The 24789-nt window shown below is 67.0% G+C and carries 26 protein-coding genes; 22 read left to right on the forward strand and 4 right to left on the reverse strand.

Annotated elements, in window-relative coordinates; genetic code table 11:
- Positions 1 to 4: 4 nt before the first annotated feature.
- Genes BKA23_RS14405 through BKA23_RS14425 form a run of 5 tightly spaced genes read left to right on the forward strand, consistent with a single transcriptional unit; the run spans position 5 to position 6528 of the window.
- Positions 5 to 2005, forward strand: a complete 2001-nt coding sequence (locus tag BKA23_RS14405) for a SaeA-related protein (RefSeq protein WP_145229726.1) — start codon at positions 5 to 7, stop codon at positions 2003 to 2005.
- The gene (locus BKA23_RS14410; RefSeq protein ID WP_145229728.1) at positions 2002 to 3882 is read left to right on the forward strand and encodes a GAP1-N2 domain-containing protein; all 1881 of its coding nucleotides are present in this window, start codon (positions 2002 to 2004) and stop codon (positions 3880 to 3882) included. Before BKA23_RS14405 ends, BKA23_RS14410 begins: the two co-directional genes overlap by 4 nt.
- A complete protein-coding gene (locus BKA23_RS14415; RefSeq protein WP_145229730.1) occupies positions 3873 to 4934 on the forward strand; it encodes a hypothetical protein in 1062 nt (353 codons plus the stop codon). Before BKA23_RS14410 ends, BKA23_RS14415 begins: the two co-directional genes overlap by 10 nt.
- Before the next feature lie 35 nt (positions 4935 to 4969).
- A complete protein-coding gene (locus BKA23_RS14420; RefSeq protein ID WP_145229732.1) occupies positions 4970 to 5965 on the forward strand; it encodes a hypothetical protein in 996 nt (331 codons plus the stop codon).
- Positions 5962 to 6528, forward strand: a complete 567-nt coding sequence (locus BKA23_RS14425; RefSeq protein ID WP_145229734.1) for a TerD family protein — start codon at positions 5962 to 5964, stop codon at positions 6526 to 6528. The genes BKA23_RS14420 and BKA23_RS14425 overlap by 4 nt, the downstream gene beginning before the upstream one ends.
- Before the next feature lie 40 nt (positions 6529 to 6568).
- Here BKA23_RS14425 and BKA23_RS14430 read toward each other — a convergent pair whose 3' ends face one another.
- A complete protein-coding gene (locus BKA23_RS14430) occupies positions 6569 to 7147 on the reverse strand; it encodes a TerD family protein (RefSeq protein ID WP_145229736.1) in 579 nt (192 codons plus the stop codon).
- A 493-nt stretch (positions 7148 to 7640) separates the two neighbouring features.
- Here BKA23_RS14430 and BKA23_RS14435 point away from each other — a divergent pair, with 493 nt between their 5' ends.
- From BKA23_RS14435 to rplQ, 10 genes are all read left to right on the forward strand, one after another.
- Positions 7641 to 8294 carry a hypothetical protein gene (locus BKA23_RS14435; protein ID WP_211841740.1) on the forward strand — a complete coding sequence of 218 codons (654 nt, stop codon included), beginning with the start codon at positions 7641 to 7643 and terminating at the stop codon, positions 8292 to 8294.
- A gap of 48 nt (positions 8295 to 8342) precedes the next feature.
- Positions 8343 to 9053 (forward strand): response regulator transcription factor, encoded by a 711-nt coding sequence (locus BKA23_RS14440; protein ID WP_145229741.1) that lies wholly within the window; start codon positions 8343 to 8345, stop codon positions 9051 to 9053.
- A 190-nt stretch (positions 9054 to 9243) separates the two neighbouring features.
- Entirely contained in the window at positions 9244 to 9597 is a 354-nt protein-coding gene (locus tag BKA23_RS14445) for a hypothetical protein (protein ID WP_246104673.1), read from the forward strand.
- Between the two features lie 324 nt (positions 9598 to 9921).
- Entirely contained in the window at positions 9922 to 10143 is a 222-nt protein-coding gene (gene infA / locus BKA23_RS14450) for a translation initiation factor IF-1 (protein WP_006946284.1), read from the forward strand.
- Positions 10144 to 10202: 59 nt separating this feature from the next.
- The gene (gene rpmJ, locus BKA23_RS14455; protein WP_019286332.1) at positions 10203 to 10316 is read left to right on the forward strand and encodes a 50S ribosomal protein L36; all 114 of its coding nucleotides are present in this window, start codon (positions 10203 to 10205) and stop codon (positions 10314 to 10316) included.
- A 214-nt stretch (positions 10317 to 10530) separates the two neighbouring features.
- A complete protein-coding gene (rpsM, locus tag BKA23_RS14460) occupies positions 10531 to 10905 on the forward strand; it encodes a 30S ribosomal protein S13 (RefSeq protein WP_145229743.1) in 375 nt (124 codons plus the stop codon).
- Between the two features lie 65 nt (positions 10906 to 10970).
- Positions 10971 to 11375 carry a 30S ribosomal protein S11 gene (gene rpsK, locus BKA23_RS14465; protein ID WP_145229745.1) on the forward strand — a complete coding sequence of 135 codons (405 nt, stop codon included), beginning with the start codon at positions 10971 to 10973 and terminating at the stop codon, positions 11373 to 11375.
- Between the two features lie 30 nt (positions 11376 to 11405).
- Complete coding sequence (gene rpsD / locus BKA23_RS14470) at positions 11406 to 12014, forward strand: 30S ribosomal protein S4 (RefSeq protein ID WP_145229747.1); 609 nt, start codon at positions 11406 to 11408, stop codon at positions 12012 to 12014.
- 131 nt (positions 12015 to 12145) lie between these two features.
- Positions 12146 to 13171 (forward strand): DNA-directed RNA polymerase subunit alpha, encoded by a 1026-nt coding sequence (locus tag BKA23_RS14475; RefSeq protein WP_145229750.1) that lies wholly within the window; start codon positions 12146 to 12148, stop codon positions 13169 to 13171.
- 61 nt (positions 13172 to 13232) lie between these two features.
- Positions 13233 to 13817: a 50S ribosomal protein L17 gene (gene rplQ / locus BKA23_RS14480; RefSeq protein ID WP_145229752.1), complete on the forward strand. Its 585-nt coding sequence runs from the start codon at positions 13233 to 13235 to the stop codon at positions 13815 to 13817.
- Positions 13818 to 13971: 154 nt separating this feature from the next.
- Here rplQ and BKA23_RS14485 read toward each other — a convergent pair whose 3' ends face one another.
- Positions 13972 to 15204 carry an MFS transporter gene (locus tag BKA23_RS14485; protein WP_145229754.1) on the reverse strand — a complete coding sequence of 411 codons (1233 nt, stop codon included), beginning with the start codon at positions 15202 to 15204 and terminating at the stop codon, positions 13972 to 13974.
- Positions 15205 to 15359: 155 nt separating this feature from the next.
- Between BKA23_RS14485 and truA the strand changes: the two genes are divergently transcribed.
- The gene (truA, locus tag BKA23_RS14490) at positions 15360 to 16202 is read left to right on the forward strand and encodes a tRNA pseudouridine(38-40) synthase TruA (protein WP_145229756.1); all 843 of its coding nucleotides are present in this window, start codon (positions 15360 to 15362) and stop codon (positions 16200 to 16202) included.
- Between the two features lie 33 nt (positions 16203 to 16235).
- Here the strand turns inward: truA and BKA23_RS14495 are convergent, their stop codons facing one another.
- On the reverse strand, positions 16236 to 17222 hold the full coding sequence (locus BKA23_RS14495) for an alpha/beta hydrolase (protein ID WP_170226582.1): 987 nt from the start codon (positions 17220 to 17222) through the stop codon (positions 16236 to 16238).
- A 179-nt stretch (positions 17223 to 17401) separates the two neighbouring features.
- On the opposite strand from BKA23_RS14495, the gene BKA23_RS14500 reads away from it, so the two are divergent.
- Both BKA23_RS14500 and BKA23_RS14505 read left to right on the forward strand, forming a co-directional pair.
- Positions 17402 to 18775 carry a WS/DGAT/MGAT family O-acyltransferase gene (locus tag BKA23_RS14500; protein WP_246104674.1) on the forward strand — a complete coding sequence of 458 codons (1374 nt, stop codon included), beginning with the start codon at positions 17402 to 17404 and terminating at the stop codon, positions 18773 to 18775.
- Between the two features lie 95 nt (positions 18776 to 18870).
- Positions 18871 to 20571 carry an ABC-F family ATP-binding cassette domain-containing protein gene (locus BKA23_RS14505; protein ID WP_145229763.1) on the forward strand — a complete coding sequence of 567 codons (1701 nt, stop codon included), beginning with the start codon at positions 18871 to 18873 and terminating at the stop codon, positions 20569 to 20571.
- 33 nt (positions 20572 to 20604) lie between these two features.
- Here BKA23_RS14505 and BKA23_RS14510 read toward each other — a convergent pair whose 3' ends face one another.
- Entirely contained in the window at positions 20605 to 21201 is a 597-nt protein-coding gene (locus BKA23_RS14510; protein ID WP_145229765.1) for an ArsR/SmtB family transcription factor, read from the reverse strand.
- 220 nt (positions 21202 to 21421) lie between these two features.
- Here BKA23_RS14510 and rplM point away from each other — a divergent pair, with 220 nt between their 5' ends.
- The 4 genes from rplM (at position 21422) to BKA23_RS14530 (ending at position 24562) form a co-directional block, all read left to right on the forward strand.
- Positions 21422 to 21871 carry a 50S ribosomal protein L13 gene (gene rplM / locus BKA23_RS14515; RefSeq protein ID WP_145229767.1) on the forward strand — a complete coding sequence of 150 codons (450 nt, stop codon included), beginning with the start codon at positions 21422 to 21424 and terminating at the stop codon, positions 21869 to 21871.
- Positions 21872 to 21902: 31 nt separating this feature from the next.
- Positions 21903 to 22406: a 30S ribosomal protein S9 gene (gene rpsI / locus BKA23_RS14520; protein ID WP_145229769.1), complete on the forward strand. Its 504-nt coding sequence runs from the start codon at positions 21903 to 21905 to the stop codon at positions 22404 to 22406.
- A 197-nt stretch (positions 22407 to 22603) separates the two neighbouring features.
- Positions 22604 to 23971 carry a phosphoglucosamine mutase gene (glmM, locus tag BKA23_RS14525; protein ID WP_145229771.1) on the forward strand — a complete coding sequence of 456 codons (1368 nt, stop codon included), beginning with the start codon at positions 22604 to 22606 and terminating at the stop codon, positions 23969 to 23971.
- 168 nt (positions 23972 to 24139) lie between these two features.
- Entirely contained in the window at positions 24140 to 24562 is a 423-nt protein-coding gene (locus tag BKA23_RS14530) for an organic hydroperoxide resistance protein (RefSeq protein ID WP_145229774.1), read from the forward strand.
- Positions 24563 to 24789 lie beyond the last annotated feature (227 nt).

Raw genomic sequence — 24789 nt, forward strand, 5'->3', positions numbered from 1 at the left:
AGTCGTGCCGTCTGCGGCCGACTTCCCAGTCACTGCCGCGACGTCTGCCCCGACCGATGCCGCGGAACGTGAGCAGAGGCTGCGGGATTGGCGGGATGACCGCCTCCAGCGCGACCCGAAGGTGAGCGCGCTGAGCGACTGGGACATTCGCCGGTTGGCGGAGTCCGGCGCCTTCACCGCGGACGAGATTCGCGCCGAATCCGCACGGCTGAATGCTGCGGCCCTCGTCCGTGACCATGCGGACGACATCGCTGCGGCCCTGGCAGCGCGCGATGCGGCACATTCTTCCGATGTCGTGTCCTCCCAGGTGATTTCGCCCGAAACCGCCGCGACGGCATCCGACCGCGACACCGGCCCCTGGCTGCCCACCGGCAGCTTCGTGCCGCACCAGTTCAATTCACCGCTCGACCCGAGAGCGGTGCTTCCCGGCATACAGATCGATGACGAAGACGGCGCCCTTCGACTGCAGTGGCGTCCGGCGGAGCACCTGCCGGGCACAGTGATCTACCGAGTGATCGAGGACACGCGTGAGTGGCCGCGCGGAACGCCGGATGACGCTCACACCTTGGGCGTCACCAGCGCGACGGACATCACCACCACACGCATCCGGCCTCAGGGGGCCGTGACCTACCTCGCGGTCTGGGCGTATACCGGCGCCGACGAGGCAGCTGCCAGGGCCGCCGAGGGCGAAGTGATCGCGCAGGGCGAGATCATCTGGCCGGCGACGGGGGTCAGCCTCGTCGTGACCGATCGTGACACGGTTGTCGGCCGCGTGGAGGCTCCGCCCGGAGTTCGGTTGGTGGTGCAGCGTTTTCAGGCCGATGAACCAGTCCACAACGACCCGTCTCGTGCGCTGACCAGCGCGGTCGTCGAGTCATCCGGTTTCCATGACCGTTCGCCGAAACTCGCGGTCGACCTCACGTATGCCGTATTCGTGGAGGCGGTGCTGCCGGACGGGCAGACACGCGTGTCCGACCGCTATGTCAGCGCCGATACCAGGGTGGATCCGGCGCCGGTCTGGATCGAACTCGACGTGAGAGAAAGCGCGACAGCTCCTGGCGCCTGGGACGTCCACTGGGCCGATCCGGGCTTCGGCAGCGTCGAGGTCTATCTGTCGGATGAGCCGTTGCCGCCGGGTCTGTCTGACGGGCCGCGGAGCCGGAGCACTCTTGAGCGCAGCCGCCTGCTGCCGGAACACCGGTTGCCGAACTACATCGCGCGCACACAGGACGGTTGCCTGCTGCAGGAGTGCTACCTCAAACCCGACTGGACCCGTAGCTACTTCACCGTGGTTCACGTCGTGTCCGACGAACAGGTCCAGGTGGGCGCAACGGTCGGCAAGGTGATGCCGGCTGCGCCTCGCGACGTTCGACTTGTCGAGCGAGTCGACAGCAAGATCCTCACATTCGACTGGCCGAGGGGTGTCTCGCTCGTAGAGGTGCACCAGGGTCTGATCGGCCATCCGCCCGTCAGTTTCGATGACGCCCGCGACCTGATCGGCACGATGGACTCCGTCCAGAACTACCTGCGGCGGGGTGGTCTGCAGATCACCAGACCTCTGCCGGCCATCGGCTGCGCTCTGCACGTCGTCGGTGTGATCTACGAGCAGGGGCAGGCCGTCCGTTCAGCGCCGACGACGATCGAATACCCCGGACTGTGTCGCGTGCAGTACCGGATCGTCGCAGGTAGAGCAGACGGGGTTGTCCCGTCCGAACAGTTCCCCGCGGACCAGGCGCGCTTCGAGATTTTTGCTGACAACGACCTGCAGGAACTGGCACTGTGCGCGGTGGCCAACCCCAACCGTCTGCCGCTCCATCCCGGTGACGGGACGCATCTTGCCGACGCCGTCATCGCCGTCGCGGCCAAGACAGAGGTCGTGCCCTTCGTCCTGTCGTTGAAGCAATCGTCGGCGCACGTGCGGGTCTTTGTGAGCGACCGCGCTCTGGCCGGCAAGGTCGCTCTGCTCGACCCGCCGCTCCCGTCGATGTGGGTGCCGGTCGTATGACGATGCACCAGTTGACGTACGCCATCGTCGACCGCCCCGGCCGGGCCGGCGCCGGTGGCTGGGGTGTCGTCGCTACGACACCCGGTGTGCCGCACGACGTGGAGCAGTCGTTGATCGACGGCCGCTGCGTCGCGCTCCCGTCATACGTGAGTCAGTTCATGAGTGACGCCGAGTTGGCAGCACGGCCAGTGCGATTTCGCGTCGTGCCGTGGTTCGAGGGGTTGATGATGTGGCACGCCGTCGAGGCGGGAACCGACGCGACGAACCGGCCCGGGAATGTGTTCACGCACGCGGCTGCGGTTCTGCCTGCGGGTTCGGCGAGGCCGTTGGACTGGGCATTCTCGACCGACTGGTTGCGCCCCTTCGGAGCACGCGATGTGGCCCTCGCCGAATTGCCTGCGGCCATCTCGTTGCCGCCGCTGCAACTGCCGTTCCTGGCATGGCTGCACTCGGCCGGCGGGCCGGACGCGGCTCAGGTCGGCCAGGTGGTGGGTCAGTCGATGGCCGCGATCACCAACGGCATGCGGGTCGCGCTCGTCGTGCCCGACAGCCAGACCGCGACCGGTTGGCTCGATCTGCTGGCCTGGCTGCTTCCGGCGGAAGCCGCGCGACACCTGCGATGGTCGACGGCAGAGGACCCGGCGAGTCTGCCGACCGTTGCCGAATCGGGCTACGACGTGGTGTCCGTGACCAGGGCCGATCATGTCCGGGTCCTGGCACCCGACTGGTTCGTGACCGTCGAAACCCAACCTGCCTCGGAGTCTGGACATCCGTCGTGGCAGCAGGGGTTGGCGGAGGAGATCAGCGAGTGGTCGGCAACCGCCGACGAGCTGTTGGCCATGGATCCGGCACCGCTTCGCGAGTTGTTCGACCGCCGCGACGGGGCGGCGATGCGTTTCTGGCCCGACGACGTCCGTGGCCAGTCGCGCAACGCCCTGCACCTGCTGCGCGGCGACGTGACAGCGCACGACGCGGATCCGCAGCCGACCGCCAGTGGCGATCACGGTGTCATCGCTTTCACGCCGAAGCAGCCGCGAAGCATCAGGATGCCGGAGCCGGATGCGGTGTCGGCGCCGATCGTGACCGAGCCACCTGCGGCCGGATGGAATCTCACCTCGCAGCCGGTCCAGATGGAGGCCGATCGCGACAGCGCCCCGGCAATCCCGGCCATACCGACTGCGGCATACGACATGTCCATCTCCGAAGCATCGGTGCGCGCGGCGGTGCCCAGCCCGGCGCCGTCGCAGGCCGAACCTGACCTGCTCGACACGTGTCAGTTCCCCACACCGACGTCCGCGATCCGGGCTGCGCAGATGTTGAGCGACAACTCCCTCCGGTATGCCGAGCTGGCCGGCTCGGTCCTCGACGGTCACGACCTGTCGGAGCACTCACCCTGGGCACAACTCGCGTTGTTGCACCTGCTCGCGCAGGACCACAGGGTGCAATGTTCACCCGACTGGGTTGCGCCGCTGGTCGCTCAGTCGACCATGAGCCCGATCTTCGAACGCCTGCAGGCGCCCTTGCTGGTGCTGGCGGCACGAGCCGAGACAGAGGGGTCACCGCTGACGGTAGACGCGGACTGTCATGCGCCGTTGCGGCAGTTCGTCGCCGAATTGTTCGTGGCCGACCTGGTGCCGTTCGCCTTTATCTTCAGCCGTCTCGCCGGGCACCTGGACGAGACCTGCGACCGGACGAAGTCGTGTGATGAGACCGAGCGGCTGCTCCGGGCCAGATGTCTGCGGCCGGTCGAAGAATCCGTCTGGTCGATGCAATGCGTCGGCGGACCCTCACTGGCCGAAGCCACACTCGGGCTCCTGCAGGAGCTGCACCCACCGACCATCGTTGCGCAACCACCCAGGAGGCTGCCGTGCCCGTGACCCAACTGACCGACGAGGGCGAGATCGTTCTGCCCGGCGGGCGGGTGAAGCTCGACTTGGTGTCGTCCTTCGATGCCGAGTTGTTGCTCACTCGTCTCGACGACGGCTCAGTGGTGCAGCCGTTCGCCCGGATATCCGGCGCTTCGATGGTGCTCGACATGACCGCTCTGCCGGCTGACGCCCTGGTTGCCGGCCTCGGTCTGGTGGCTCGCCCACGCGGCGGCCGCGCCCTGGTCGACGGAGACACGGCAGATCTGACGATCCGGGCGGTGGCCAGCACCGACGACGCGCTTCGTCGGCAGGCGCGGGCATTCGCGGCCCAGCAGACGATCATGCTCGCGGTCATCGCGCAGGATGACACCCGAGTGGTCCTGCGTGGAGGCAGCGGAGCGCAGCGGCGGGCCGACCCAATGGAGGCTCGCGGTTGGCACGATGCCGGGCGTCGTGCCTTCTACGGCGTGATCCAGCCGGGAGCTGTCACGCCGTTCCGGTGGTCGATGGTGATCGACGGATCCGCCTCCATGCTGACGTCCCGGCGGTCGTCGGTGCGACCGCTGTTGGAGACCCTCGTCGCACTGTTCGCAGCCGGTTCAGGGGGACGTCCTGAGCGAATCCTGGTGACAGGTGCCTCGACCCGGGACGTGTGGCCGTTTCTGGATCAGGACGACGTGTCCTGGGATGAGGTGCTGGGCGATGTTCCGGCGCCGTGGGCTCGGCTCAGCGACGCGGTCGGTGCTGTGTCCCAGGATCTGACACCGGCCGATCGGGTCCTGCTCGTCTGCGACGGCGTCCCGGCCGACGCACTGGACCTCGTGTCGTGGTCGGCGACGGCCGAAGTTCCCCAGCTGAACGTCGTTGCGCTGGGCCGCTCTCACCATGAGATCGACGACACCGCGCGACCGACGAGCTGGTGGGACGAAGAACTCGCTGCGCTCGAGCCCATCGGATCCTCACCACTGCACCGTCTCGTCTCTGTCGCGGATCCGGCAGCGATCGACACGTCGGGAACCCGTCTGGCGGCCAGCCTGTTCGCGGCCCGGGTGGCGGTGTGAACACCCCCTGCCCCTGCCCGTCGTGCTTTCGGCCGGTGACCGGACCCGGTCGTTGCGACAACTGCGGCCAGGTCGTGCCGGTCGAGTGGCTGACCAGTCTTCGGGTCAGCATCGCGATGACCGGTGCCCGGTCGAGCGGCAAGTCGGTCACGATTGCCGTGATGATCACGCAGCTGGCTGACTTCCTGGTCGACCAGCACAAGAGTTTTCTGACACCCGTCGGTGACGTCGGACAGTTGAGCCCCGAGCTGGCGGGTGAGGCGCCGGCCTGGTTCGCCTCCCTGGGGGGTCGCTTCGCCGAAACCTACCTGGCGCCGCTCTATCACCAGCGCGGTCTCATGCAAGGCACCGCTCGGCTCGAGAGCGGCCAGTTGCAACCCATGATGTGGTCCTTCCGAGTCCAGGATCGACCGTGTTGTCTGGCGCTCATCGACGCCGCGGGCGAGGACTTCCAGGATCTGCAGCCCTCGGACCCACGGTTCTCCTACCTCGCATATGTCGATCTGGTGGTCTCGCTCATTGATCCGTTGAAAGTGCCGCAGATCGCGGCTGTGCTGGCTGGGATGATGAATCTTCCGTCCGGATCCGGGGACGATCTCGCCGTGCTGCACCGGGTGCTGCAGTCCAGGCAGGCCCATCGGGTCAACGGTGGACCGCCTCAGGCCCTTGCCCTGGTGCTGAGCAAATTCGACGTGCTCCAGCAGTTGAAGGATGTGCAGGCGAGCCCGTTCGACTCGATCATGATGCGCCCGGGCGCAGCAATGCGTCGCGATCCGTCGTTGAAGACACCGACATACGACGAGATCGATGGCGCTCTGCTGGACGCCGAGATCCGCGGACTGCTGGAGCTCATGCATGGCAAGGCTCTGCTCAACGCTGCTGAGGCGAGTCAGATGCCGTTCCAGCTGTATGCGTCCGCGGCCCTCGGTGTCGCTCCGGGCACGGACGCTCTCGGTAAGGGCGGAATGAGCCCGTTCCGGGTGCTCGACTTCCTGAAGGCGACGCTGACTCGGCGAGGTGTGTTCCAGTGACGGTGTCGACGAAGGGCGCGAACGCGCCGCTCATCGGGGTCGACGGAGCGCCGTCGCGGGTGGTGCTCGTGGGAGTGAACTGGGCCAATGCCCAACTCGACGTCGACCTCTGCGGGCTGATGTGCGACGAGAACCAGCAGGTGCTCAGCGACGCCCACTTCCTCTTCTGGTCCAATCCGCTGAGTCCGGAGGGTGTGGCCATGTTGCGGACCCTTCCGCCCGGCTCGCCCAGTCCGGTCGCGGACCGCGCCCAATTGGTGGTGAACGTCGGTGAGTGCGAGCCACGCGTCGCCAAGATCCTCATCACGATGTCGACCCAGGTGCCCGGCAAGACGATCGCCGATGCCGGCCGCACCCAGTTCCGGGTGGTCGATCTCGATTCGCCCCAGCCGTCCGATGTGATGACGTACGTCAACACCGAGGGCTACTCCAGCGAACGATGTGTCATCGCGGTCGAGTTGTACCGACGCGGAGGTGGCTGGAAAGCGCGCATCGTCGACCAGGGGTATGCCGACGGACTCGCGGCCCTGGCCCGCCATCACAACGTGAGCGTGGAGGACTGACGCATCCCGTCGCGATGACGGTGCGACGGGACGACGACTATTACTGGACCTGCAGGCCGTAGGACACCGCGATCTGCGCGAGCCCGCCGCTGGTGCCCTGGCCGACGGCGCTGAAGTTCCACCCGCCGCTGTTCCTCGTGAGTTCGCCGAACGTGAGAGCGGTCTCCATCGAGTAGTCCTCGCTGAGGTCGAATCGTGCGATCTCGCGATTGGTGGTGCGGTCGACCAGGCGGATGTAGGCATTGGCGACCTGGCCGAAGTTCTGACCACGCACGTCCGCGTCGTAGATCGACGCCACGAAGACAACTTTCTCGACGTTCTGGGGCAGTGCCGACAGTTCGACATTGATCACTTCGTCGTCCCCGTCTGCGCCGCCGTCGCGAACGTCACCGGTGTGCTGAACTGCTGCTCCGGGGGACTGCAGGTTGCCGTAGAAAACGAACCACTGGTCGGAGACCACAGTGCCGTTCGCGTCCACCCCCAGTGCGGATGCATCCAGGTCGAATTCGTATCCCGTCGTGGCCCGTGGGTCCCAGCCCAGGCCGGCGGCCACCGAGGTCAATCCGGGCGCCTCCTTGGTGAGGCTGATGTTGGACCCCTTGCTGAGCGAGATCGACATACTCGGTCACATTCCTTTGCAGATCGGGATGGCGTTGAGGCGCGGTCGCAGGGTGCGCGCGCCCGGTATCTGCAGGATGAATCCGCGCGCCTAGTGTGACGAGTCGGGAGTACTCGGGACATGTGTTGCAGGCTGCCGATGCAGCACGCTAAGTCGACGAACCGGAACGAGCACAGGACCAACGAGGCGAACTGCGATGGCGGAATGTCCCTGGTGCCACCAGGACGTCAACGGCGAAGACCACCGGTGTGCTGGTCAGGGGACCGGGGCCATCTCGCTGCGCAAACCCACCGCCACGAGTGGGCAGACAGAGGCGTCGAATTCCCGGCCGATCCGCCTGGTGAAGGAGTCGGCCCCGAATCGCGCACCCGGTGCTTCGTCTCCGGCGCAGCCTCCACGTCCCGCCCGATCGACCTTTTCTGCGGAGCCGTACGCTCCGACCGGCGCTGCACCGCGTCCCAACGGCTCGAGAAAGTCGCCAACCGCGCTGATGGTGACCGCCGGGGCCGCCGCGGTCGTCATCGTCGCGGCTGTCGTCGTGGCGGGGATGCATGGATCCTCACGACCGACGGTCGTGGCCGCCCCGGAAACTTCCACCCAGCAGACCGTGACCGTCACCTCGACAGTGCCACCGCCGACGGATCCGTCATCCGGCCCGTCGCCGAGTGACTCTGACTCGTCGGATCTGTCGACGGCATCCTCGGCGGCCGGTTCCTCTGATTCGGACTCCGACTCCGCCTCTGACGCGTTGTCGGATGCCGAGGCCCTCGCGCAGCTCCAAAGCGATCGCAGCACCGATCTGGCCGAGATCTCCTTGGACGGCGACTGGGACGCGCAGGTCGCGAGTCAGTATGTCGGCGTGGTGGACTCCTCGATCCAGCCAGGACCGATGAGCGCGACCGACATCCTCAACTACAGCAACTCATTCGCGGACAACCCCTCCTACGGTTCGCTCGTGCGCGTCGTGGCTCAGAACGACTTCGGCCAGATCTCGTCCGACCCGCGACAGGTCTGGATCACTCTCGTCGACCTTCAAGCCACGACAGAGTCGGCCGTGCAGTCATGGTGCGAGGCGAATTTTCCGCAACGTGGGACCGCGCTCGAGGAGAAGTGCGTGCCGCGGCAGATGCTTCCGCCATACCAGTGACCTCGCTGTTCGCATGCCGTTGTGTGGTTTGTCCCTGAAGTTCGGGACATGCACTCACCTGATGGATCTGTGATCGTGGCGGCCATGGAGGAGGAAGCTCACAACCGTGCCCGGACCGTCCCGCGGGTGCGCGTTGGTGCGATCGACGACCATCCGGTGGTGCTGCGCGGTCTGATGGCCGCGCTGGTCGAGGTGGCGCCGGACATCAGTTGCGATTTCCGCGTCGCGAGCCTGCGTGATGTCGACTGGGATCGAGTGACACGACCGGATGTCCTGCTGCTCGATATCTCGCTCAACGACGGCAGCTCACCCGAGGACAACGTGCGCGAACTCGTGGCACGCGGTCATTCGGTCTTGTTGTTCACGTCCGAGGAACGGCCGGCACTGCTGCGGCGCCTGATCACGCTCGGTGCTCGCGGGCTGGTGCTGAAGTCGGATGCCGACGAGGCGCTCGCAGACGCAATCCGCAGTGTGTCGGAGGGCAACTTCGCGACCTCCAGTCACCTTGCGGAGTCGCTGCTCTGTGACGACTCGCTGGTGGCGACACTCTCGCAGCGAGAGATGGAGGTGCTCGAGGCGCTCGCCGCCGGGGTGCCGAAGAAAGCGATCGGCAAGACGCTGCCGGATCAGTTGTCGGCATACACCGTCGACACCTACTTCCAGCGAATCGCCGGCAGGTATGCCGCGCTAGGGCGTCCGGTCACCAACATCTACGGCTCGCTGCGCGAGGCGACGCGCGATGGGCACCTGGATCTGTAGAGGCGGACGAGACCTGTAGAAGCGAACGACCGCATTCGCGAATGGCCACAACACCATCGCCCGATCCGGACCATCCCCTCCACTCGACGCCGCGATGTTTCACGCGAAGGCGCCTATTGCGGCCAGGCCGTCGAATATCGGCTTCCGCGCACGCCTGGAACACCCTCGTGCAATTCGTTGTTATGGACGCATGACCGACTTCATGGACCTGCTGAACCGCACCGACTACGGCCGCCGGTGGCAGGTGGCGCAGGAGGCGTTCGACGCACGCGACTATCTGGGTGCAGCGGCCGAGTTGGAGGGCATCCTCACGCAACAACCGGATGCCGGCCACAGCCTCGGTGCAGTGCGACTGCTGCTCGCCCGTAGCTATTACCACTCCGCGCAGCTGCACCGGGCTGAGCAGGCCGCGCGCGATCTGCTGCGCGACGAGCCGACCAACGGGTATGCCGCACTGCTGCTCGGACGCTCGCTGCAGCGGCAGTCCCGTCACGATGAGGCCAAGCCCTTCCTCGCGCTCGCGCAGATCTGGGACGTCGCCTGAAGGCACCGGACGCTACGGCGACCGTGCCGCACAGCCGCGATGGCCGCCTCGTCCGTCGATGTTCGACACCAGGGCGCCTATCACCTCCTCGGCGTCGAATATCGGCCGGGCGCAACCACCGATTTGGGCCGTATGACGCGGCCGGGTAGGCTTGTGCTTCGGTTCACGAATGTCTTCGTGGCTTGCGCGGTTCACGCCGGCCCTCTCATCCACTCGATGATCGATGGTCGACGTATGCCGTGAGCGGCCCCGCGTCATACGTGCACCAGGTAACAGGAGGACGTTCTCATCCGGAGGGCGTCCACGTGGCAGGTCGTGGAGGATATGGCTAAGAAGGACGGTGTCATCGAGATCGAGGGCACGATCGTGGAAGCACTCCCGAACGCGATGTTCCGGGTGGAGTTGACCAACGGTCACAAGGTTCTCGCTCACATCTCGGGCAAGATGCGTCAGCACTACATCCGGATCCTCCCCGAGGACCGCGTGGTGGTGGAGCTCAGCCCGTATGACCTGACCCGCGGCCGCATCGTCTTCCGCTACCGCTGACCGATCCGAATGCCGAGGAACCGCAAGGGGATTCGGCCTGACTTCAAGACAGTAGGCAGATGAAGGTCCAGCCGAGCGTCAAGAAGATCTGCGACAAGTGCAAGGTGATCCGCCGCAACGGCCGGGTCATGGTGATCTGCGAGAACGCGCGCCACAAGCAGCGTCAGGGCTGATCACCCCGCACGACTCGCGTCTTCCACCAGGACGCAAGACGCACAACTGAAAAGCACCACGCACGCGCGACCCAACCCCCTGCGACATTCCGAGAGGTATGACGCAAGGACGTCACCTCGAGCTCGGAGGCTCGAGACCCGCAACACCCACTCCTGGGTGAACACGGGACAGGTCACGCACCAGACCTCCGAACATCAACAGGAGAACCGCCACATGGCACGTTTGATCGGTGTCGACCTGCCGCGCGAAAAGCGCGTCGAGGTTGCACTCACCTACATCTTCGGCGTCGGCAAGACCCGCGCCGCCGAGGCGCTGGCATCGACCGGCGTCAACCCGGACACCCGTGTCCGTGACCTCAGCGAAGACGAGGTCGTGCAGCTGCGCGACTTCCTCGAAGGCAACTACCGCCTCGAGGGTGACCTTCGTCGTGAGGTGGCCTCCGACATCCGCCGCAAGGTGGAGATCGGCTCTTACCAGGGTCTGCGGCACCGCCGCGGCCTGCCTGTGCACGGCCAGCGCACCAAGACCAACGCGCGCACCCGCAAGGGCCCCAAGCGCACCGTCGCCGGCAAGAAGAAGGCCAAGTAATCCCGTCGCTGCACAGCGACCGGGACACCCACCTCACTCGAACGTCTTAGTTTTCAGGAGAATCAATGCCTCCCAAGAGCCGTATGGCTTCCGGCGCCAAGAAGGTGCGCCGCAAGGAGAAGAAGAACGTCGCCGCGGGCCACGCGTACATCCGCAGCACGTTCAACAACACCATCGTTTCCATCACCGACCCCTCCGGCGCGGTGATTTCATGGGCCTCTGCCGGCCAGGTCGGCTTCAAGGGCTCGCGCAAGTCCACCCCGTATGCCGCGCAGATGGCCGCTGAGGCCGCTGCTCGTCGCGCGATGGACCACGGCATGCGCAAGGTCGACGTCTTCGTCAAGGGTCCGGGTTCGGGCCGCGAGACCGCCATCCGCTCGTTGGCCGCAGCCGGCCTCGAGGTCGGTGCGATCTCCGACGTCACCCCGCAGCCGCACAACGGTGTCCGCCAGCCCAAGCGTCGCGGCTGACCCGACGAGAACTTGAAGGAGAGATAAGACATGGCCCGTTACACCGGACCCATCACCAAGAAGTCGCGTCGCCTCAAGACCGACCTCGTCGGTGGCGACAAGAACTTCGAGATGCGCCCCTTCCCGCCCGGCCAGCACGGCCGTGGCCGGGTGCAGGAGAAGGAATACCTGACCCAGCTGCAGGAGAAGCAGAAGGCCCGCTTCACCTACGGCGTCATGGAGAAGCAGTTCGTCCGCTACTACAAGGAAGCAGCTCGTCGCCCCGGCAAGACCGGTGAGAACCTGCTGACCATCCTCGAGACGCGCCTCGACAACGTGATCTACCGCGCCGGTCTGGCCCGCACCCGTCGTGCTGCCCGCCAGCTGGTCACCCACGGTCACTTCGAGGTCAACGGCGTTCGCGTCGACGTCCCGTCATACCGCGTGGAGCAGTACGACATCATCACGGTCCGCAAGCAGTCGCTGGAGAAGTTCCCGATCCAGCTGGCCCGCGAGACCTTCGGTGAGCGTCCGATCCCCGCCTGGATGCACGTCGTGCCCGGCACCCTGCAGATCCTGATCCACGCCCTGCCGGTGCGCGGACAGATCGACACCGTGCTGACCGAGCAGCTGATCGTGGAGCTCTACTCCAAGAACTGATGTGCCGTATGCCGTGCGTCCGTCCGCTTGCCGGATGAGCGCACGGCATACACCACCTCGCTCGCAGACAGAGCCGGGCGAGGGTTCACGAGGCGTCATATAGCGGTCGCCCGTGGGAAGGAAGAATCACCGTGCTCATCGCACAGCGCCCCACCCTCAGCGAGGACGTTGTCTCCGACAACCGCTCGCGTTTCGTCATCGAGCCGCTGGAGCCTGGCTTCGGCTACACGCTCGGCAACAGCCTGCGTCGCACGCTGCTCTCGAGCATCCCCGGCGCCGCCGTCACCAGCCTGCGCATCGACGGTGTGCAGCACGAGTTCTCCACGATCCCAGGGGTCAAGGAGGACGTCACCGAGATCATCCTCAACATCAAGGGTCTGGTCGTCTCCTCGGAGCACGACGAGCCCGTGGTGATGTACCTGCGCAAGCAGGGCCCCGGTCCGGTGACTGCTGCTGACATCGCGCCGCCGGCCGGTGTCGAGGTGCACAACCCCGACCTGCACATCGCGACCCTGAACGACAAGGGCAAGATCGAGATGGAGTTGACCGTCGAGCGCGGTCGCGGCTACGTCTCCGCAGCGCAGAACAAGTCCGCTGAGCAGGAGATCGGCCGGATTCCGGTCGACTCGATCTACTCGCCGGTGCTGGCCGTGACCTACAAGGTCGAGGCGACCCGTGTCGAGCAGCGCACCGACTTCGACAAGCTCATCGTCGACATCGAGACCAAGAACGCGATCGCCCCGCGCGATGCGATGGCCTCCGCCGGCAAGACGCTCGTCGAACTGTTCGGTCTGGCACGCGAACTCAACGTCGAAGCTGAGGGCATCGACATGGGCCCGAGCCCGACCGACGCCGCGCTGGCTGCTGATCTCGCCCTGCCGATCGAGGACCTCGACCTCACGGTCCGTTCCTACAACTGCCTCAAGCGTGAAGGCATCCACATCGTGAGCGAGCTCGTCAGCCGCAGCGAGGCGGACCTGCTGGACATCCGCAACTTCGGTGCGAAGTCCATCGACGAGGTCAAGGACAAGCTGGTCGAGATGGGTCTGCAGCTCAAGGACAGCCCGCCCGGGTTCGACGCGAGCGCGATCGCCGATCGTTACGAAGAAGACGACGAGACTGACGACATCAGCTTCGCCGAGACCGAGCAACTCTGAGCCAGCCGCTCAATCCGTTGCAGGGTCAACGGGATTGAATTGACCAAGGAGCAATAAAGAAATGCCTACCCCAACAAAGGGTCCCCGCCTGGGTGGCGGTCCCGCGCACGAGCGGCTGATCCTGGCCAACCTGGCCACGGCGCTGTTCGAGCACGACCGGATCACCACCACCGAGGCCAAGGCCAAGCGGCTGCGTCCGCTCGCGGAGCGGATGGTCACCTTCGCCAAGCGTGGCGACCTGCACGCACGTCGTCGGGTCATGACCGTGATCCGCGACAAGGGTGTCGTGCACCGTCTCTTCGTCGAGATCGCGCCGGACATGACCGACCGTCAGGGCGGTTACACCCGGATCACCAAGATCGCGCCGCGCAAGGGTGACAACGCTCCGATGGCCGTCATCGAGCTCGTCCGCGAGCCGGTGAACGCCAAGCCGAAGCGCGCCGTCGTGGCCGAGGCCGAAGGCGCCACCAAGCGTGCCGTCAAGGAGTCCGAGGCTGCCGCCGAGGATGCCGACGCCAACGCGAACGTCGCCGAGATGGACGACTCCGCCGAGTCGGTCACCCCGGACGCCGCCGAGGTCGCTGAAGTGGCCGAGGTCGACGAGGCCGAGGACGCCAAGCAGGAGTCGTCCGACAAGGACGCCTGAGCCTGGTCGGGCTTCCGCCCGAGCAATCGCAGTAGCGAACTGCACACGATCGCCCATCGCATCCCACCCGTGGATGCGGTGGGCGATCTGCGTTGTCGACGGGCGCTTCGGCATACGTGCTCTTCGCCCTCCGCGATATTCGACGGTGGCGCGGTTATTGCTGCCGCGGCGTCGAATATGCGGCAGGTTCGGCGGGCGGTTCTGCGGGTCGGCGGAAGGCCTTGGCGAGCGGGAACAGCGCGAGCACCAGGATCGCCGGCACCGCGAAGGCCACCCGCAACGAACCCGTGCCGATGGCTCCGGTCAACACCGCCCCGAGCAGCGCGCCGACGTAGTTGAACTGATTGAAGCGCGCGATCACCGCATCGACCCTGGGCTGTATGACGGAGGGATCGTCACCGGCGCCATCCCGCGCCAACACGCCCGCCGCGGAGAAGCTCAGCGGAGCGACCACCGCAATGCCGCTGCCGAGGACGAGGAAACCCGCGACGCCGATGGGCCAGTCGGGCGCCGCTACGATCACCGCCAGCCCGATGAGCGCGACCACCGCCCCGACGCGCAGCAGCGTTGGTGCGCCGAAGTGATCGGCCAGCCGGTCACCGGCCACCCGGGTGAACAACGATGCGCACAGATACGGCAGTGCTGCCAACGCGACCAGGCCGCTGGGTGAGTGCAGTGTGTGGTCGAAGTAGACCGAACCCCAGGTGGTCGCCGCGGTGTCGACCATGTAGAACACCACGCACGCTGCCCCGACCAACAGGATCTGTCGCCACGGGATCCCCAGGTCACCGCCGGCAGGCTGCACGACACCGCGCGCGAGCAGCAGTGGACCGAAGGCCACGACCAACGGCAGCACGGCCAGCGGCATCGACACTGCCGCGACCGACAGATGCGGTGTCGCCAGTGTCAGCAGGGTGCCCGCGATGCCACCTGCGGTCCAGGCGCCGTAGAACGACGGCAGGATCGGGCGACCGATGCGGTGTTCGAGCGAGACCGCCTGCATGTTGCTCGAGGCGTCCACCATGCCGAGGGCGACGCCATACACGGCCATCCCGGCGAGCAGCACCGGCACGTCGGGCGCCGGGCCGGTGATCAGCAGCGACGCGGTGACCAGCAACAGGCCGATACGCAGGGAGAGCGCACTGCCGCGGCGCGGCGCAATCGTCTCGGCGATGAAGGAGCCTGCTCCAGCGAGCAGCACGATCAGCAGCATGATGCCGGTGAGGCCGAGTTCCGATATGCCCCAGTGCTTTTGGAACTTTGGCAAGCGGGTTGTCAGTGACAGAAAGACGCAACCCTGCGCAAAGTAGGCGCCGGCGATCGCCCAGCGCGTTGCGGAGTAGCTGCGCTCCGGCCCGTCAGTGGCCGGCTCTGCGGTGGTGCCCATCAGCGCATGATGGCACGACTTCGGCGTCCAACTCACGCGTCGCCGGCCGCCCGTGAGGGGCGTGGCCAGGGACCTGGTCCTCGGTGAGATGGATCGCGGTACGCCATTGTCAGTTGCGGACTCGGGCCATGGCGCGCCGGCGTTAGCCTGGTCGGATGCGGCTGCGGATCGACTTCGCCTACGACGGCACCGATTTCTCCGGATGGGCCGCCCAGCCGGGCCGCCGCACCGTCGAACAGACACTGGCAACCGCCTTCGGCACCATCCTGCGCACCGACCCGCCGAAACTCACGGTCGCCGGCCGCACCGACGCCGGCGTCCACGCGCGCGGCGCGGTCTGTCACCTCGATGTCGACCCCGTTCGGTATGCCGCACTGCCCGGTCGCTCGGATCGCACTCCGGAGGAGGCCGCGCTCACCCGGCTCGCGGGCGTGCTGCCGGCCGATGTGGTCGTACGACAGGTTGCCCCCGCTGCGCCCGGATTCGACGCACGGTTCTCGGCGACATCCCGCCGCTACCTCTACCGACTGCTGGACGACCACGCATTGCTCGACCCGATGCGGCGGCGCGACACCGTCGTCGTGCGCGGACCCCTCGATGCCGACGCCATGCACGCGGCGGCCCGAAAACTGCTGGGGCTGAAGGACTTCGCGGCCTTCTGCAAGCGCCGCGAGGGTGCCACGACCGTGCGCACCTTGCTGGACTACCGCTGGATCAGGCGGGACGACGGTGTGCTCGAGGCGACCGTCGTTGCCGATGCCTTCTGCCACTCGATGGTGCGCTGCCTGGTCGGAGCGGTCGTGCCGGTCGGGCTCGGGCGCGAGTCACCGGACTGGCCGCTGCGGGTCCTCGCCGGCGGCACCCGCGATCCACGTGTCACCGTCATGCCGCCGCACGGCCTGTCGCTGGAAGAAGTCAGCTATCCACCGGATGACGAATTAGCCTCTCGCGCAACCGAATCCAGGGCGGTGCGCACGCTGCCGACCGCGCCCGCCTGAGCCTTCGGCGCAAACCGGGGGCTCAGCCGAGCGCTACCCGACCGGCGGCGGGTGCAGGACGAACTGCCCCAGTGTCCGCAGTGCCTGCTGTGCCTCCGGCAGCCACGAGGCCGCCGCCTGGAAGACATGCACCTGCCCCTTCCAGATGTCCAGCGTCACAGGCACGTCGGCCTCGGCCAGCCGGTCGGCCATCTCCTCGATCTCCGGGCGCAGGATCTCGTGCGAGCCCACCTGCAGCAACACTGGCGGCAGCCCGTGCAGATCGCAGTCGATGGGGGAGAGTCGCGCGCCATACCTCTCGTGAGCCCGGTCGACCGCCGCGACGAAGGTGTTGAGGGTGCGGCACGCGCGGACGGTGAAGACGTCGCATCGCTCGTGATACGGGCTGGCCTGCTTGCGTTCGATGCCGAGGTCGAGCAGCGGGGACATCGACGCGATCGCGGCCGGCATCGGCAGGCCCTCATCGCGTAGTGCGAGCACCAGCAGGAAGGTGAGCAGTCCACCGGCGGAGTCGCCGACGATGCTGATCTGCTCACCGCTGTAGCCGCGATCCAGCAGCCAGCGGTAGCCCGCCATACAGTCCGAAACCATGTCGTCGAGGGTGACCACGGGCAGCATCCGGAAACCCACGTTGAGTGCCGGGGCGCGGCACACCCGCGACGTGGCCGCGACCAGTCGGCGGTGCGAGGCCAGGCTGCAGCTGATCAGTGCGCCGCCGTGCAGATAGAGCACCGCGGCGTCCGGCCGGCACCGCGGTGCGCGGATCCACTCGCCGTCGCAGGGACCGAGCTGCACGCGATCGACCGCGGTTCCTTCGGGCAGGCGCAGCCGGTCCGCGCCGGTGTCCATCACCCGCGAGAGGCGCACCAGGCTGGGCGCGTAGCTCCACAGCGTCACCACCGGTTTGGCGGTGGCGCGCAGCGATCCGGCGAGGACAGCGGACCTGCGCGACGTGCGGGGATGCCGCACGCGCACCGCGGGCACCGGCATACCGCCGCTGTCCGATGGAAGTGCTGCCACGTGGTGTCCTTCCGGTCCCGAGGTGCTGCGCTGCCATGGTGTGCACGCCGACGAGGCCGCGCCGGGCCACATGTGGTTGCGGTCACATGTGCACCGGGAGTCTAGCTACTCTGGGGTAGCCATGCACCGGACAGTTGCGTGGCGCCGCAGGTCTGGGAAGGGTGTTCGCTATGCCGTCGATGGGTCCTGTTGATTCCGGTTTTCTGCTGATCGAGTCGCGCGAGCATCCGATGCATGTGGGTGGGCTGCAACTGTTCTCGCCACCGGAGGGCGCCGGACCCGGCTATGCCCGCGAGGTGCTCACCGACCGGCTGATGAACACCGAGGTCAGCACCCGCTTCCGGATGCGTCCGGCCGAGCCGGTCGGCACCCTGGGCAATTTCCGCTGGCATGTCGACCCCGTCGTCGACATGGATCACCACGTCCGCCGGTCGGCCGTCCCCAGCCCGGGCCGACTGCGCGAGCTGTTCGAGCTCACGTCTCGCTGGCAAGGGTCGCTGTTGGACCGGCACCGGCCGTTGTGGGAGGCCCACGTCGTCGAAGGCTTGGCCGACGGCCGCGTCGCGGTCTTCACCAAGGTGCACCACGCTCTGGTCGACGGGGTGTCGGCGCTGCAACTGATGCAGCGCTCCTGCAGCCCGGATCCCGATGCCCGCGACTGCGAGGCGCCGTGGGCGCTGCGATCGCCCACCGGCCACGAACGCAGCGTCAGCAACAATCCGTTCCCCGGCGTGCCCTTGCTGAGTTCGGTATGGCGCAGCGGCGTCGACGCGGTCGGCGAACTCGTGTCGATCGGCCCCAATGCGCTCAAGATCGCCACCCGCTCGCTGCGCGACACCGGCCTCGTGACGCCGTTCGACGCGCCTCGCACGATCTTGAACGAAAAGGTCGGCGGAGCAAGGCGATTCGTCGCACAGTCGTTCGGCATGGACAGATTCCGTGTGGTCTGCAAGACCCACGACGTCTCGCTCAACGACGTCGTGCTGGCCGTGTGCGGCGGCGGACTGCGAGCCTATCTGCAGGAGTTGGACGCTCTGCCTGAGCGCTCCTTGACGGCGATGTGCCCGGTCAACCTGCGGGACGAGAGCAGCGAGGTCGGCGGCAATGAGATCGGCGCAATCATCGCCGGCCTCGGCACCGACTTGGCGGATCCGGTGGATCGCCTCGAGGCGGTGCACGAGTCCACCGTCGCGGCAAAGCAGACGATGCGTGAGTTGAGCCCGCTGCAGATCCTGCTCATGTCCGGCTTCAACATCGCCGGGCTCGGCCTGTCGATGCTGCCGACCTACGACCTGGTCGGGCGGCCGCCGTTCAACGTCATCATCTCCAACGTGCCCGGCCCGCGGCAGCAGATGTACTTCAACGGCGCCCACCTCGACGGGCTCTTCCCGGCATCCATCCCGCTCGACGGGCTGGCCATGAACATCACCCTCGTCACGTATGACGACCAGGTCGACTTCGGCATCACCGCCTGCCGCAGCAGTGCGCCATCGGTGCAGCGGATGATCCACCACATGGAAGACGCCCTCGCAGCGCTCGAAGCCACCTGCTGAATCACCCGCTGCGCCAACGGTTTTCGGCGGCATTCGTCGCGCGGTCGGTAAACCCGGGTGACGGTGCGCACCGCCATACGTCATCGTTGACCCTCGTGGGTCATATCGATGTCAACGGCGTGCACTACTTCCTGCCCGACGGGCGGCCGCTGCTCGGGGGAGTGAGCCTGCGTGTCGGAGAAGGCGCGAAGGTCGCGCTCGTCGGCCCCAACGGCACGGGCAAGACGACCCTGCTGCGGATCATCGACGGCGACATCGACGCGCACGAGGGTGCGATCACGCGCAGTGGCGGCCTCGCGGTGATGCCGCAGTTCATCGGACGTGCGCGGCCCGAGGGCGAGGAGTTCTCCGTCCGCGACCTGCTGCTGACCGTCGCACCGGAGCCGATCCGCACTGCTGCCACGGCAGTTGACGAATCCGAACTGGCGATCATGCAACGCGACGACGAGCCGGCGCAGTTCGCCTATGCGCAGGCGCTCGCCGACTGGGCGGAGGTCGGTGGCTACGACTGGGAGACCCTCGCCGACGTGTGCACCGTCGCGGCGATCTCGGTGCCGTACGAGCGCGCGCAATTCCGCGACGTGTCGACGCTCAGCGGCGGCGAGCAGAAGCGCATCGTGCTCGAAGCCCTGCTGCGTGGCCCGGAGGAGGTGCTGTTGCTGGACGAGCCGGACAACTCTCTGGACGTGCCGACCAAGCGGTGGCTGGAGCAGCGATTGGTCGAGTCGCCCAAGACGGTGCTGTTCATCAGCCACGACCGCGAACTGTTGCAGCAGGTCGCCACGAGCATCGCGACCCTGGAGCCGACGGCTGCCGGAGCCTACGCATGGATCCACGTCGGCCGCTTCGACACCTATCACCAGGCGCGGGTCGACCGGAACAACAAGCTCGAGGAGTTGCGCCGTCGTTGGGACGAGGAGCACGCCAAGCTCAAGCAACTCGTGCAGTCGCTGAAGGTGAAGGCGACGTTCAACGACGGCATGTCGTCCCGCTACCGCGCCGCGCAGACCCGACTGGCCAAGTTCGAGGATGCCGGCCCGCCGCAGGTGACGGCCTTCGAGCAGAAGGTCACCATGCGTCTCGGCGGAGGTCGCACGGCCAAGCGCGCGGTCGTCTGCGAGCACCTTGAGTTGACCGGGCTGATGCAGCCGTTCGACCTGGAGATCTGGTACGGCGAACGCGTCGCGGTGCTGGGCTCGAACGGCTCGGGCAAGTCGCACTTCCTGCGGTTGCTGGCCGCGGGCGGCTCCGACCCTGACGTGGAGCACCAGCCGGTGGGTGATTACCGCCCCAAGCCGGTCGATTGCACCGGTGTGGCCCGGTTGGGGTCGCGCGTGCGACCCGGGTGGTTCGCACAGTCGGCTGCGTCGGCAGCCGGCACCTCGATGGCCGACCGCACCTTGCTGGAGATTCTGCACCGCGGTGACGACCACCGTGACGGAATGCCTCGCGAGCAGGCGGCCCGGGCACTGGATCGCTATGAGCTCGCCCGGTCCGCCGAACAGCGTTTCGGATCGTTGTCCGGTGGGCAGCAGGCGCGCTTCCAGATCCTGCTGTTGGAGCTGTCCGGCGCGACCTTGCTGTTGCTCGACGAACCCACCGACAACCTCGACCTGCACTCGGCCGAGGCTTTGGAGGACGGCCTGGCAGCCTTCGACGGCACTGTCGTGGCTGTGACCCACGACCGTTGGTTTGCAAGGGGATTCGACCGATTCCTCGTCTTCGGTGCAGACAGTCGGGTGCGAGAGAGCAACGATCCGGTGTGGGAGGAAGGCCGCGTCGAGCGTACGCGCTGACCAGCCGACGGCACGGATTCCGTACCGCTGACGTCAGCTGCCCGGTGGCGGGTCGATCGGCAGCAACGCGGTGTATGCCGCAACTCGTCGCGCACCCGGGGTCCCGGCCCCGGCGCGGCGATATCTGTCCAGCACCTCGGCCAGTTCTGCCGACAGCGCGGTGAGCTGCTCGGTGGTGACCAGCACCGCGTGGTCGTCCAGGCCGCAATGCTCCTGCCAGGTGGCCGGCCACGTCGGCGCAGCCGAGACCCACGCGCCCGCGCGCTCAGCGAAGTGTTCGATGTAATCGCGCTGCAGCCACTCGGCAGCCGCGGCTTCGTCCTCGTCGAGTGGTTCGGCCGGATCAGCGCGCCGCGGCGGATCGACGGCCCGCCATACTCGGCGGCGGCCTGTGCCGGTGCCCGTATCGGCGATGAGGCCCGCCTCCGCGAGCTTTCGCAGGTGGTAGGACGTGGCTCCCGTGTGGGTGTCGAGCGCGACCGCCAGTTGGGTGGCGGTCGCCTCCCCGTGCACCTTCAGCTGGGCGAGCAAGCGCGATCGCAGCGGGTGCGCAAGGGCCCGGAGCGGAGACTGAGTGGCCACCTGGGTGGCGCTGGCATCCTCGGAAGAGCGGGTCGGAGACTGCGGCATACGTGCACAATAGTTGTGCATAAAGATGCTGCACAAGGTGCCGAGTGCGTCGTCATACGTACGAAAAGCGTTGCTGTGCAAGAGGATCGGTTCGATTTGAGCCTACGCGGGCAGGCCCCGTAAACTTGTGGACTGTTGTGCTTCGCGCGCAACCACCTACTTCACGCAAGACGGGCGGCCTTCCGGTCGCCGGCATCATCCGAATCGAGAAGGCAGAAACGTGCGCACTTTCACGCCCAAGCCGGCGCAGCTCCAGCAGGAGCGCGTCTGGCACGTCATCGACGCGACCGACGTCGTCCTGGGTCGCCTGGCCTCCCAAGCCGCGATCCTGCTTCGCGGCAAGCACAAGGTGACCTTCGCACCGCACGTCGACGCTGGTGACTTCGTCATCATCATCAACGCCGACAAGGTCGCTCTGACCGGCGCCAAGCTGGAGCAGAAGAAGGCCTACCGTCACTCGGGCTTCCCGGGCGGCCTCAAGGCCACCAGCTACACCGAGCTGATGGCCAAGGACCCGGCCAAGGCCGTCGAGAAGGCCATTCGCGGCATGCTGCAGCACAACTCGCTGGGCCGTGCGCAGCTGAGCAAGCTCAAGGTCTACGCAGGCCCGCAGCACCCGCACGCCGCTCAGCAGCCCCAGCCGTTCGATCTCAACCAGGTCGCGCAGTAAGCGCCCCCACGACAGTCATTAGGAGATTCACGTGACCGACCAGACCACGGTCGACGTCCTGGAGGACGACGAGCCGCAGTTGACCGAATACACCAGCGAGTCCTCGGCGGCGCCGTCGGACGAGCCCACCCGTCGCCCGAGCGCCTCCGCGCCCGGCGCCGGCACCGGCCGCCGCAAGCAGGCCATTGCCCGCGTGCGCATCGTGCCCGGCACCGGTGAATGGAAGATCAACGGCAAGACCCTGTCGGAGTACTTCCCGAACAAGGTTCACCAGCAGATCGTCAACGAGCCCCTGAAGGTGCTCGAGCTCGACGGCGCCTACGACGTGCTCGTGCGCGTCCACGGTGGCGGCACCTCGGGCCAGGCCGGCGCCGTGCGCCTGGGTGTGGCCCGTTCGCTGAACGGTGTCGACCCGGAGCTCAACCGTCCGACGCTGAAGAAGGCCGGCTTCCTCACCCGCGACGCTCGCGTCCCCGAGCGCAAGAAGGCCGGTCTGAAGAAGGCCCGCAAGGCCCCGCAGTACAGCAAGCGCTGATCGCGCTCCGGGCGCTCTCGCCCGGACGCGCTCCGGCGGCGGCGTGTGCGCTGCCGACAAACGACCCCGCGTCCTTGGCTCATCCAAGGGCGCGGGGTCGCTTACGCTTCAGGAAGCCTGCGAGTCCTCGCGCAATGACGCAGCGATGACCGGTCCTTGGTGGCACGCGGGCGATGAGGAAAGGTTGAGGGTGATCCATGGGTCGCTTGTTCGGAACTGACGGCGTGCGTGGGCTCGCCAATCGAGATGTCACCGCAGAACTTGCTTTGAGCCTGTCCGCGGCAGCCGCTCGCGTGCTGGCCGAGACCGGTGAATTCGCCGGCCACCGGCCGAGGGCCGTCGTAGGCCGCGACCCGCGGGCCTCTGGCGAATTCCTTGCCGCCGCAACGGTCGCCGGGCTCGCCTCCGCAGGTGTCGACGTGTATGACGCAGGCGTCCTGCCGACTCCCGCGATCGCCTTCCTGACCGGCAGTTCCGGCGCCGACCTCGGCGTGATGCTGTCCGCCTCGCACAACGCCATGCCCGACAACGGCATCAAGTTCTTCTCCCGCGGTGGCCGCAAGTTGCCCGACGCCACCGAGGACGCCATCGAGGCCCATCTGGACCAGTCCTGGGATCGACCGACCGGCGCGTCAGTCGGCCGGGTGCACTCGTATGCCGACAGCGGCGAGCTCTACATCCAGCACCTGTTGTCCGCCGTCCCATGTCAGCTCGACGGCTTGCATGTCGTGCTCGACCCCGCTCATGGCGCGGCCGCCACGATCGCCCCGGAGGCCTTCCGTCGCGCTGGCGCGCAAGTCACGCTCATCGGCGCCGAGCCCGATGGCCTCAACATCAACGACGGCTATGGCTCGACCCACCTGGAGCGTCTGCAGGAGGCCGTCCCTGCTGCCGGCGCCGACCTCGGTCTCGCATTCGACGGCGACGCCGATCGCTGTCTGGCGGTCGATGCCGGCGGAGCGGTCATCAACGGTGACCAGATCATGGCGATCCTGGCGATCGACCTGCACGAGCGCGGCGCCCTGGCGGCCGACACACTCGTCGCGACCGTGATGAGCAACGAGGGCATGCTGCGCGCGATGCAACGCGAAGGCATCACCGTCCTGCGCACTGGCGTCGGTGACCGCTACGTGCTCGAAGAGATGGTGCGCGGCGGATATTCGCTCGGTGGCGAGCAGTCCGGCCACGTCATACTCCTCGAGCACGGCACGACCGGCGACGGTGTGTTGACCGGCCTGATGCTTGCCGCCCGAGTCGCCGCCACGGGTCGTTCGCTGGGCGATCTCGCGGGCTGTATGACGCTGCTGCCGCAGGTCCTGGTCAATGTGCCAGGTGTCGACAAGCATGCCGTCGATTCTCATCCGGTGGTGCAGGCTGCGGTGGCAGCCGCGCAGGCCGAACTCGCCGACACCGGTCGCGTGCTGTTGCGCAAGAGCGGCACCGAGCCGTTGGTGCGAGTCATGGTCGAGGCGGCCACGGCCGAGCATGCGCAGGAGGTCGCCGACGGTCTCGCGCTGATCGTGGCACGCGAGTGCGCGCTGCAGCAGCAGGGCGCGATCGTCTGACTCGATGAGCGCTGTTCACCTGATCCTGTGGCTGGATGAGGATTGATCGGCCCGGGCGGCGTCGGGCGACCGTTGGCTGAGACAGCTGGAATGTCCGGCCGCAGCCGGAGCGTTGTGCTGAAAGGTGTGGCGCTCGCTGGGAGCGTCGCCTCAGCGGAAAGGCCATTCATGCCTCTGGAAACTGTCACCAAGGAGCTCTACTCCACTTCGGCCACCTCCAAGGGCGGCCGCGAAGGAAACGTCAAGAGCGCCGATGGCGTGATCGACCTCGCGACCGGGAAACCCGGCAGCACCAGCAACCCGAAGGCGAACCCCGAGACGCTGTTCGCCGCCGGTTATGCCGCCTGCTTCTGCGGAGCGCTGAACGCGGTGGCGGGTCGCGCCGGCATCGACGCCTCCGAGTCGACGGTGACTGCGGAGGTGTCCTTCGGTGAGACCGAGTCGGGCTTCGGCATCGGCGTGAAGCTCACCGCCAAGGTGCCCGGTGTGGATCAGGCCAAGGCACAGGAACTCGTCGACCAGGCGCACCAGTTCTGCCCGTACTCCAAGGCGACGCGCGGCAACATCGAGGTCACGGTCACCGCGGTCTGACATTTCTGTATGTGTGAGAGCCCCTGCTGATGTTTCTGCAGGGGCTCTCACACATGCACGAGCGTAATTTTCTCTGCTGCTTCTCACGACGCTGAGAACTTCCCCGGTGATAGTGGCGCACCGGGATGAAGTGGGCGCGTGATCGCTATCGTCACAACGTGGCTGCCGACGACTGTGCACCGATGGCGTCGGACGGACGGCCTCTGCGGGTCATGGTCGTCGAAGAC

Source organism: Rudaeicoccus suwonensis, assembly GCF_007829035.1.
Lineage (GTDB): Bacteria > Actinomycetota > Actinomycetes > Actinomycetales > Dermatophilaceae > Rudaeicoccus > Rudaeicoccus suwonensis.